This window comes from Halorubrum sp. Boch-26 (assembly GCF_029889805.1).
Taxonomy (GTDB): Archaea; Halobacteriota; Halobacteria; order Halobacteriales; family Haloferacaceae; genus Halorubrum.
The window spans coordinates 17714-27764 of record NZ_JARANT010000031.1 but is presented as its reverse complement, the minus strand read 5'-3'; the positions used below and the strand labels follow the sequence as shown (position 1 = coordinate 27764).

At 71.4% G+C, this 10051-nt stretch carries 9 protein-coding genes; 6 read left to right on the top strand and 3 right to left on the bottom strand.

The features are described 5' to 3' along the window. The first annotated feature begins 139 nt into the window (after nt 1-139). Complete coding sequence (gene cofG / locus OQF71_RS06565; protein WP_280586608.1) at nt 140-1303, top strand: 7,8-didemethyl-8-hydroxy-5-deazariboflavin synthase subunit CofG; 1164 nt, start codon at nt 140-142, stop codon at nt 1301-1303. A 136-nt stretch (nt 1304-1439) separates the two neighbouring features. After that, entirely contained in the window at nt 1440-2300 is an 861-nt protein-coding gene (locus OQF71_RS06560) for a mechanosensitive ion channel family protein (protein WP_280586607.1), read from the top strand. 27 nt (nt 2301-2327) lie between these two features. Here the strand turns inward: OQF71_RS06560 and OQF71_RS06555 are convergent, their stop codons facing one another. Beyond that, a complete protein-coding gene (locus tag OQF71_RS06555; protein WP_280586606.1) occupies nt 2328-3797 on the bottom strand; it encodes an MATE family efflux transporter in 1470 nt (489 codons plus the stop codon). Between the two features lie 127 nt (nt 3798-3924). Here OQF71_RS06555 and thiE point away from each other — a divergent pair, with 127 nt between their 5' ends. Beyond that, complete coding sequence (gene thiE, locus OQF71_RS06550; protein ID WP_280586605.1) at nt 3925-4557, top strand: thiamine phosphate synthase; 633 nt, start codon at nt 3925-3927, stop codon at nt 4555-4557. A 75-nt stretch (nt 4558-4632) separates the two neighbouring features. Here thiE and OQF71_RS06545 read toward each other — a convergent pair whose 3' ends face one another. Then, nucleotides 4633-5484 carry an SDR family oxidoreductase gene (locus OQF71_RS06545; RefSeq protein ID WP_280586604.1) on the bottom strand — a complete coding sequence of 284 codons (852 nt, stop codon included), beginning with the start codon at nt 5482-5484 and terminating at the stop codon, nt 4633-4635. Between the two features lie 418 nt (nt 5485-5902). After that, nucleotides 5903-6634 carry an SDR family oxidoreductase gene (locus OQF71_RS06540; protein WP_280586602.1) on the bottom strand — a complete coding sequence of 244 codons (732 nt, stop codon included), beginning with the start codon at nt 6632-6634 and terminating at the stop codon, nt 5903-5905. 90 nt (nt 6635-6724) lie between these two features. Here OQF71_RS06540 and crtI point away from each other — a divergent pair, with 90 nt between their 5' ends. From crtI to cruF, 3 genes are all read left to right on the top strand, one after another. After that, on the top strand, nt 6725-8224 hold the full coding sequence (crtI, locus tag OQF71_RS06535) for a phytoene desaturase family protein (protein ID WP_280586601.1): 1500 nt from the start codon (nt 6725-6727) through the stop codon (nt 8222-8224). Continuing rightward, nucleotides 8221-9120 (top strand): prenyltransferase, encoded by a 900-nt coding sequence (locus OQF71_RS06530; protein ID WP_280586600.1) that lies wholly within the window; start codon nt 8221-8223, stop codon nt 9118-9120. The genes crtI and OQF71_RS06530 overlap by 4 nt, the downstream gene beginning before the upstream one ends. An 89-nt stretch (nt 9121-9209) precedes the next feature. Continuing rightward, nucleotides 9210-10031 carry a bisanhydrobacterioruberin hydratase gene (cruF, locus tag OQF71_RS06525; protein WP_280586611.1) on the top strand — a complete coding sequence of 274 codons (822 nt, stop codon included), beginning with the start codon at nt 9210-9212 and terminating at the stop codon, nt 10029-10031. Nucleotides 10032-10051 lie beyond the last annotated feature (20 nt).

The following is a 10051-nucleotide window of genomic DNA, read 5'->3' as shown; positions in this document are numbered from 1 at the left end:
CACCGACTGCGGGAGCGCGGCACGGTGGCTCCGCGACGCCGGCTTCGCGCTCGACGCGGCGGGCGGGCGGGTCGGCGTCGAGAGGGAGTGAAGAGCCGCGACCGCGATCCTTTTTGAACCGCGAGCGTGAGGAACGGACGTGTTCACGGCGGCCGACGAGTACGGGATCGACCTCTCGATCGACGCGGACCGCGTCGAGCGGCTGCTCTCGGTGACGCCCGCCGACGTCGACCCCGCAGATCGGCTCACCTTCGCGCGGAACGTCTTCGTGCCGCTGACGACCGCCTGTCGGTACACCTGCACCTACTGCACCTACTACGACGTCCCCGGCGAGGCCTCCCTGCTCTCGCCCGATGAGGTCCGCGAGCGCTGCCGCGTCGGCGCCGACGCCGGTTGCACGGAGGCGCTGTTCACGTTCGGCGACGAGCCGGACGACCGGTACGCGGCGATCCACGCGCAGCTCGGCGAGTGGGGGTTCGACTCGATTCACGACTACCTCCACCGCGCCTGCGAGATCGCCTTGGAGGAGGGGCTGCTTCCGCACTCGAACCCCGGCGACCTCACGGAGGCGCAGTTCGCGGCGCTGCGGGAGGTGAACGCCTCGATGGGCGTCATGCTGGAGACGACCGCCGACGTCGACGCCCACAGCGGGGGCCGGCGCAAGACCCCCGGCCAGCGGCTCAACACGATCCGGGCCGCGGGCCGGCGGGGCGTCCCGTTCACCACCGGCATTCTGGTCGGTATCGGCGAGGGGTGGCGCGACCGCGCGGAGAGCCTCCTCGCGATCCGCGAGCTCAACGAGCGCCACGGTCACGTCCAAGAGGTGATCGTGCAGAACGTCGTCCCGAACGAGCGGTCGGACTTCGCGAAGCCGGACTTAGCGACGATGCGCCGGGTCGTCGCGATGGCCCGGGCCGCGCTCCCGTCCGAGGTGTCGGTCCAGGTGCCGCCGAACCTCTCGCCCGCGGCCGACCTGGTCGACTGCGGGATCGACGACCTCGGGGGCGTCTCGCCGGTGACGGACGACTACATCAATCCCGCCTACGAGTGGCCCGACCTCGGCGGCCTCCGGGCGGTCGCCGACGCCGGCGGGATGCCCCTGCGCGAGCGGCTCCCGACATACGCGCGATACCTCCCGAACGACCTCCGACCGGCGGGCGTCGATCCCGCCCCGGCACCGACGAACCGCGACGGGTGGATTCCGCCGGCGGTCCGCGACCGGATCCGCGCGGACGACGTCCACGGGCGACGCCTCCGCGGGGTCGCCCGCGGCGACGGGCCGCTCGCGGTTCGCGGCGACTGAGTGCGGCACCGGACCCGGCGACTGAGTGCGGCACCGGATCCGGCGACCGAGTGCGACGCTAACCCCGCTCACCGAACGCCAATAAACAACTGCGTTGCCAGTAGCTTCTTTAAATATCTCTCCGAAGAGGGGGGTGATGTACCCCCTACAGCTCGACGCGATCACGACCGCGGTCGACCTCGCCGGCATCGCGACGGCGGCGGTCGGGTTCCTCGCCGGGTTCCTGGCCGTGTTGTTGTTCGGGAAGTACGTCTTCGTTCCGGGCGTGCGTCGGGTCCTCGAGTCGCGAGGGTTCGATAAGGCGGTCCGGAGCCTCGGGACGAGCGTCGCCAACGCGATCGTGTGGGTCGCGGCGATCGCGATCGGCTTTACCGTCGCCGGCTACGGCGCGTTCCTCTCGGCGTTCGCCGTCTTCGGCGGCGCCGTCGCGCTCGCGGTCGGCTTCGCCGCGCAGGACCTCCTCGGCAACTTCGTCGCCGGGATCTTCATCCTGAAAGACAAGCCGTTCGAGGTCGGCGACTGGATCGAGTGGGACGGGAACGCCGGCCGCGTCGAGGACATCGACCTGCGCGTCTCGCGGGTCCGCACGTTCGACAACGAGCGGATCACGGTGCCGAACGGCGACCTCGCGAACAACGCCGTCACCAACCCGGTCGCCTACGAGACGCTGCGCCAGAAGTTCGTCTTCGGGATCGGCTACGACGACGACATCGCGCAGGCGACCGACATCATCGTCGAGAAGGCCGAGTCCCACGAGGAGATCCTCGACGACCCGGGCGTCTCGGTTCGACTCGTCGAACTCGGCGACTCCGCCGTGGGGCTCCAGTCGCGCTGGTGGATCTCGGACCCGGACCGCGGCGACTTCGTCCGGGTGCGCTCGGAGTACGTCACCGCAGTGAAGGAGGCGTTCGACGAGACCGGCATCGACATGCCGTACGTCCACCGGCAGCTCACCGGTAGCGTCGAGGTCCTCGAGTCGGTCGCCGACGACGAGTGAGGAGTCGGCCCGCGAGACCCGGTTCGGTCAGTCGGTCGACGCGTCGTCCGCCGCGTCCGGCCGGTACTGTCGGCTGATCGCCTGCCACCGGTTCGATCGGAACCGCGCGAGGTTCAGCCCCGCCGGCACCAGCTTCTCGGCGATCACCGCCGCGTACAGCCCGCCGACGCCCAGCGGCGTCGCGAGGCCGAGCAGCGCGGCGGGGAGCGCGACGACGTACAGCCCGACCATCGACGCGAGGAAGGGCCACCGGGTGTCGCCGGCCCCCCTGAGCGAGCCGGTCACCGAGCCGTCGATCCCGAGCGGGACCGCGGAGACCGCGGCGACGACGACGAAGGCGGCGGTCGCCGCCACGGCCGCCGGATCGTCGACGAACACGCCCGCGATCTGGCCGGCCGCGAGGACGACGACCGCCGAGGCGAGCGCGTAGACGAGCGCCGACAGCCGGATCACGTCGCGGCCGTACTCGGTCGCGAGCGACTCCTCGCCGGCGCCGAGCCGCTGACCGACGAGCGTGCTCGCGGCGATGGAGAAGCCCCAGCTGAAGCTTCCGAGAAGCGCCCGGACGCGCCGCCCCACTTCGAGGGCCGCGACGGTCGCGGAGCCGAACGAGGAGGCGACCCACAACAGGGGGAAGACGGCGACCCCTTCGGCCACCCGGCGCCCGATCAGGGGTGCGGAGACCCGGAGGAGCTGCCTGACGAGGGCGGCGTCGATCCACGGGCCGTCGCGCCCGACGGGGACCGGCGAGGCCCCGTGCCCGAAGTACGACCGGCCGGTCATCCCCCACGAGAGGGCGATCCCGACGGCGGCGATCGAGACCGCGGTACCGAGCGCCGCGCCGAGCACGCCGAGGCCGGCGCCGAGCACGAGCCAGACGGTGAGCGCGACGTTCAGCAGGGCGCCGCCGGCCCGGACCACCATCGGGGTGAACGTGTCGCCGACGCCGGCGTACGTGCGGCTCGCGATCATGTTGAAGAACTCGAAGGCGAGCGCCGGCGCGGTGACGGCGAGGTACACCGTGCCGGCGCGGAGCGCGGTCCCCTCGCCGCCGACGAGCGCGATCAGGGGCTCGGCGAACGCGACGAAGCCGACGACGAGCGGCGCGACGAGCGCCAGCGCGACGACCAGCGACCCCTTGACCACGAGCGCGGCGCGGTCGCTCTCGCCGCCGCCGTAGTTCTGCGAGACGAGCGACACCGTCCCGCCGGCGAGCCCGATGGAGACGAACTTCGCGAGCTGCCAGTAGGCGAACGCGAACGCCAGCCCGGCGACCGAGGGCGCGCCGAGCGCGATCCCCACGACCGCCAGGTCCACCGTGTTCTTCGACATGATCGCGAACCCGGTGACGATCCGAGGCCACGCCAGGTCGAAGGTCTCGGCGAGCCGGTCACGGTCGATGACGCCGGCGCGGTCGAGCCCGTCCGCGGTCGCCGAACCGAGCCCGGAGCACGCGGCCCGGAGTCGGGCGGCCGCCGCCCGGAGTCGTGATCGCATCGGCTCCGATACGGACCGCGGCGGCTTGGGTCTGTTCACCTCGGCGGACCGCCGGATCCCCTCACCCGGCCGGGCCGGCGTCGATCGAACGACAGCTTTTCACAGCGACCACTCGTGACTACAACTGATGAATCCCACGGAGTGGCGGACGTATCTCGTGACGGGGGCGAGCCGGTCGGCGGGTCGCGACACCGAGACGGTCGTCGAGGCGGCGCTCGCGGGCGGCGTCGACGTCGTCCAGCTCCGCGAGAAGGACGTGAACGACGCCGAGCGGTACGAGCTCGGTCGGCGGCTACGCGAGCTCACGGCCGACGCCGGCGTCCCGCTGGTCGTCAACGACCGGATCGACATCGCCGCCGCGATCGGCGCCGACGGCGTCCACCTCGGGCAGTCCGACCTCCCGGTCGCGGTGGCGCGCGAGCAGTTGGGAGACGCGGCCGCCCTCGGCGTCTCGGCCTCGACGGTCGAGCAGGCGCGCGCGGCCGAGGCGGCGGGCGCGGACTACCTCGGCGTCGGCGCCGTCTACGGCACCGACTCGAAGGCCGTCTCCGGCGACCGAAACGGGATCGGCACCGAGCGCGTCGCCGCGGTCGTCGACGCGGTCGACGTCCCGGCGATCGGGATCGGCGGGATCGACGCGAGCAACGCGGCACCGGTGGTCGAGGCGGGCGCGACCGGCGTGGCGGCGCTGTCGGCGATCACGGCCGCGGCGGACCCGAAAGCGGCGACCGCGGCGCTCCGAGAGGCGGTCACGGAGTGAGCGGAACCGACCGAGTGCGACGGACGCCGACCGAGTGCGACGGTCGCGACGCGGTCACGCGCCCTCGCGACGCGGTCACGCCTCCCGTTCGAACTCCGGATCGAACAGTCGTGCCGACATCGGGGCCGGGTCGCCGTCGGTGAGGTTGTACTCGGAGAAGTCGGTCACCTCCGCCTCGCGGAGCAGGTCCTCGTCGTAGAAGCTGTTGCCCGTACACGCCGACGGATCGCGGGCGAGGATTTCGAGGACCGCGTCGGAGACGACCTCCGGGGTGCGCCAGTCGTCCTCGGTCCCGAGCCCGAAGTAGCGGGTCGCGCGGGTGTCGATCGTCGTCACCGGCCAGAACGTGTTACAGCCGACGTCGTCGCCCGCCAACTCCTCGGCGAGCGAGAGCGTGACGAACGACATACCGAGCTTCGACCACGCGTACGGTGCCTTCCCCGGCGAGCGGTCGGTCACGATCGGCGGCGAGTTCGACAGGAACCACGCCTCGTCGAGCCCCGCGAGGTGGTCCGCGAACGCGTGCGCGACGAGATGGGTCCCGCGGACGTTCACCTCGGTCAGGAGGTCGAACCGGTCGGCCGGCAGGTCGGCGATATTCGCCAGCTGGATCGCGCTCGCGTTGTTGATCACGATGTCGACCTCGCCGAAGCGGTCGATCGCCGCCACGACCGCCGCCTCGACGCGCGCCGCATCGCGGAGGTCGAGCTCGATCGCGAGCGCCTCGGCCCCGCGGTCGCGCACCTCGCGGGCCGTCTGCTCGACCGATCCCTCCAGCTCGGAGTCGTCGTCGTCTGTCGTCTTCCCCGTCGAGACGACGTTACAGCCGCGGTCGGCGAGCGCGAGCGCGAGCTGTTTGCCGATGCCGCGGGTCGTTCCGGTGATGAACGCCGTCGAGCCCGAGAGGTCGGGGTCCGCGAGTGCCATATCCCCCGTTCGACCGACCGCGGGATAATTCTCGGTGGTCGCGCTTCGGCATCGGCGAGACGATATTTAAATACCGATGAGGGGCTGCGACGATTGGTTATAAATGAACGGCGCGGTGGCGCGCGCCTCCGAGCGCCCGTCGGGCGCGAGGAGCGCGTGCGAGGGAGTCAGTCGGCCGGAGCGCAGCGGAGGCCGACTGACGAGGCTGGGGAGGTGTGAGGTGCGGTTGCGGTGCTGTGCGGGGCGGGACTCAAAGGGGCAGTCGCGAGGACGAAGCACGGCGCAGTAAGCACCGCAGCGAGCAACGCGAGCGAGGAGCGCAACAAGCCGCGCGAGTCCTCGTGGCTGGGGCTTTGGGGGTGTTCGCCGCCGATCCGTCAGCAACTATTCGTAACCGGGCGGCTGGGACTTGAGATGGTTATCGCGTCGCCGACTTCCACTCGCGCAGCCCCAATCGCTCGCCGTTCAGCTCCTCCGCGGGCGCCTCGGTGGCCGCCCAGACGAACAGCGGCGCGACGCTTTCGGGGTCGCGAGCGCGCTCCATGCCGGTGAGGTCGGTCGCGACGAGTCCGGGGTCGACGACGCCGACCGTCGCGTCGAGGTCGGCGGCGAACCCCCGCGCGACCGCCTCCGCCGCGGCCTTCGAGACCGCGTACGCGCCCATCCCGGCCGTCGACTCGTGGGCGACCGACCCGGAGGGGACGATCACCCGCGCGCCGTCCGCGAGGTGCGGGACGGCCTCGCCGATCGTCGCGAAGACGCCGCGGGCGTTGGTGCGCATGGTGTCGTCGTAGTCGGCGTACGAGAGGTCGTCCGTCGGGCTCTCGCCGGGACCCCCGTGGAAGACGGCGGCGTTCGCGAACACGACGTCGATCGGTCCCCCCTCGCGGGCGGCCCGCTGGAAGAAGCGTTCGAGGTCGAACTCGTCGCGGACGTCGACGCGCTCGCCCCACGCGGTCCCGGCGGCGTCGTCCTCGCCGCCGGAGTCCGCCGATCCCTCCGCGTCTCCGTTCAGCGCCGCGACGGTCCGATCGACGGCGTCGCCGTCGCGCCCGGAGACGGCGACGAACGCCCCCTCGTCGACGAACGCCTCGGCCACCGCCCGCCCGATCCCGCTCGTTGCGCCGGTGATCGCGACCGTCGGTTCCATGTGGGCACCGGTAGGGGCGTCGGCGACTTAGGCGTACTCACTCGCCGCGTCTGGCCGGTATTTATACCGCCGCCGACCCTACGATCTACCATGGACGTGGCCCCGGACATCGACACCGTGGCCGGCGAATCCGTCGTCGTGATCGGCGGCGGGTTCGGCGGTCTCTCGACGGCGTGTTACCTCGCGGACGCCGGCGCGGACGTGACCCTCTTGGAGAAGAACGAGCAGCTCGGGGGGCGCGCGAGCCGGCTGGAGGCGGACGGCTTCCGATTCGACATGGGCCCCTCGTGGTACCTGATGCCGGACGTGTTCGAGCGCTTCTTCGGCCACTTTGGACGCACGCCCGACGAGTTCTACGAGCTGGAGCGGCTCGACCCCCACTACCGCGTGTTCTGGAAGGACGGCGACAAGGTCGACGTACTCCCCGATCGCGAGGAGAACAAGCGGCTGTTCGAGGAGTACGAGCCCGGTGCGGGCGAGGCGTTCGAGGCCTACCTGGAGGAGTCGGAGCGGACGTACAACATCGGGATGGAGCACTTCGTCTACGAGGACCGCCCGCGGCTGCGCGACTACGTCGACACGGACGTGATGCGGTACTCGTGGGGGCTCTCGCTTCTGGGCAAGATGCAGGGGCACGTCGAGGACTACTTCGACCACCCGAAGCTCCAGCAGCTGATGCAGTACACGCTCGTCTTCCTCGGCGGCTCGCCGTACAACACGCCGGCGCTGTACAACCTGATGAGCCACGTGGACTACAACATGGGCGTCTACTACCCCGAGGGCGGGATCGGCGCCGTCGTCGACGGGATCGTCGCGCTCGGCGACGACCTCGGCGTGGAGTACGTCACCGACGCCGAGGTGACGGGGATCGAGGGGCGCCGCGGCGGGTTCGCGGTCGACACCGCCGACGGTGAGCGGTACCTCTCCGATCTGGTCGTCTCCGACGCCGACTACGCGCACACCGAACAGGCGCTGCTCCCGCCGCGCAAGCGGCAGTACGCGGAGGAGTACTGGGAGTCGCGGACGTACGCCCCCTCGGCGTTCCTGCTGTACCTCGGCGTCGAGGGCGACGTGCCGAACCTCGAACACCACACGCTGGTGCTGCCGACGGCGTGGGACGAGCACTTCGAGCAGATCTTCGACGACCCCTCGTGGCCCGACGACCCCGCCTACTACCTCTGCGTTCCTTCCGAGACTGACGACACGGTGGCGCCCGAGGGCCACAGCAACCTATTCGCGCTGGTCCCCATCGCGGCCGGGCTGGAGGACACCCCGGAGCTCCGCGAGTCGTACCGCGACCTCGTGTTAGACGACATCGCGGAGAACACCGGCACGGAGCTCCGCGACCGGATCGTCTTCGAGGAGACGTTCTGCGTCGACGACTTCTCCGACCGGTACAACAGCTACCGGGGAAGCGCGCTCGGATTGGCGCACACCCTACGGCAGACCTCGCTGCTCCGGCCGTCGCACGAGTCCGACGCGGTCGACGGGCTCTACTTCACGGGGTCGACGACGACGCCAGGCATCGGCGTGCCCATGTGTCTCATCAGCGGGCAGATAACGGCCGAGACGGTCTCGAAAACGACGTGAGAAGCGCCGTGAGCGACACAGCGACCGACGCCGACCGACGGTCGATCGCCGACGACCTCCGGTACCTGCTGGTGTTGTCGCGGCCCCGCTTCTGGCTGTACCTCGCGGGGCCCGTCGCGGTCGGCGTCACGTACGGGATCGGCGACGTGAGCGGGCTGTTCACGCCGACGACCGTCGCGCTGGCGGCGTACTTTCTCGTGCCCGCGAACGTCTTCCTCTACGGCGTCAACGACGCGTTCGACGCCGACATCGACGAGCTGAACCCGAAGAAGGAGGAGCGCGAGGCGCGCTGGCGCGGGAGCCGCCTCGTCGCTCTCGCGGTGTTCGCGTCGGCGCTCGCGGGGCTCGCCACCGTCGCGATCGCGCCGCGGGTCGCGTGGCCGTACCTCGTCGGGTTCCTCCTGCTGTCGGTGGGCTACAGCGCCCCGCCGGTGCGGTTCAAGACGACGCCGTTCCTCGACTCCGTTTCGAACGGCCTCTACGTCCTCCCCGGCGCGGCCGCGTACGCGACCGTCGCCGGCGCCCACCCGCCGCTCGCGGCGCTCGCGGGCGCGTGGCTCTGGACGATGGGGATGCACACGTTCTCGGCGATCCCGGACATCGAGCCGGACCGCGCGGCCGGGATCCGGACGACGGCGACGGTACTCGGCGAGGGGCGGACGTACCTGTACTGCTTCGCCTGCTGGGCCGCCGCCGCGGCCGCGTTCGCCGCGGTCGACCTTCGGCTCGGCGCGCTGCTCGGGGTCTACCCGGTCTTCGTCGCGTGGGTCGCCGCGTCGTCGGTGTCGGTCGACCGCGCGTACTGGTGGTTCCCGGCGCTGAACACCGCCGTCGGCACCCTGCTGGCGATGGGCGGGCTCTGGCGCGTCTACCCGATCACGGAGGTGCTCGCGTGAGCGACGAGGGCGGATCGGCGGGGTCGACAGGCTCGGCAGAGGGGACCGCGGAGCCCGCGCCGTCCGGGGTCGAAGCCTTCCGCGCGGGGATCCCCGACACCCGCCGCGGAGCGGAGGCGCTGCTCGACCGGACCGTCCGCGAGAACCGGTTCACCATCGCCGTGTTGTTCCCGCTCGTCGGCGCGCTCGCCTTGGTCGGCAGCGCGGAGCGGTGGGTGCCGGAGCCGCTCGCCTTCCACCCCTGGTTCGTCCTGTTCGGCGTGCTGGTGATGCGGTCGCCGCTCGTCGTCGGAGTGTTGCCGGCGCTCGACCGGCGCGCGCTCGGGTGGATCGGCGCGCTGATCGCGTACACCTACGCCATCGAGCTGATCGGGGTCGCCACGGGGTGGCCGTACGGGGCCTTCGAGTACCTCGTGGACCTCGGGCCGATGCTCGGCGGCGTGCCGCTCGCGCTCCCGGTCTTTTTCATCCCGCTCGTCGTCAACGCGTACCTGTTGTGTCTCCTCCTCCTCGGCCCGCGGGCGTCGAACGGCTGGCTCCGCCTGGCCTCGGTGATCGCCGCGGTCGTCGCGATGGACGTGGTGCTCGACCCCGGCGCGGTGTCGCTCGGCTTCTGGAGCTTCGGCGGCGGGAGCTTCTACGGCGTCCCGCTCTCGAACTACGCCGGGTGGGTCGTCTCCGCGACGGTCGCGGTCGTCACGCTCGACCGGGCGTTCGCGGGGACCACGCTCCGCGACCGGCTGCGCGACTGCGAGTTCATGCTCGACGACATGGTGAGCTTCGTGATCCTCTGGGGCGGGATCAACCTCTGGTACGGCAACCCCCTACCGGCCGCCGTCGCCGCGGCGTTCGGCGTCGGGCTCGTCCAAGCGGACCGGTTCGACGCGCGGGTGTTCACCCCGTGGGGGTGAGACCGCCTCCGACCGTCCCG

Coding starts and splice junctions, on each gene's coding strand:
- OQF71_RS06560 (WP_280586607.1), top strand. CDS start 1,440: ATGTACCCCCTACAGCTCGACGCGATCACGACCGCGGTCGACCTCGCC.
- OQF71_RS06555 (WP_280586606.1), bottom strand. CDS start 3,797: ATGCGATCACGACTCCGGGCGGCGGCCGCCCGACTCCGGGCCGCGTGC.
- thiE (WP_280586605.1), top strand. CDS start 3,925: ATGAATCCCACGGAGTGGCGGACGTATCTCGTGACGGGGGCGAGCCGG.
- crtI (WP_280586601.1), top strand. CDS start 6,725: ATGGACGTGGCCCCGGACATCGACACCGTGGCCGGCGAATCCGTCGTC.
- OQF71_RS06545 (WP_280586604.1), bottom strand. CDS start 5,484: ATGGCACTCGCGGACCCCGACCTCTCGGGCTCGACGGCGTTCATCACC.
- OQF71_RS06540 (WP_280586602.1), bottom strand. CDS start 6,634: ATGGAACCGACGGTCGCGATCACCGGCGCAACGAGCGGGATCGGGCGG.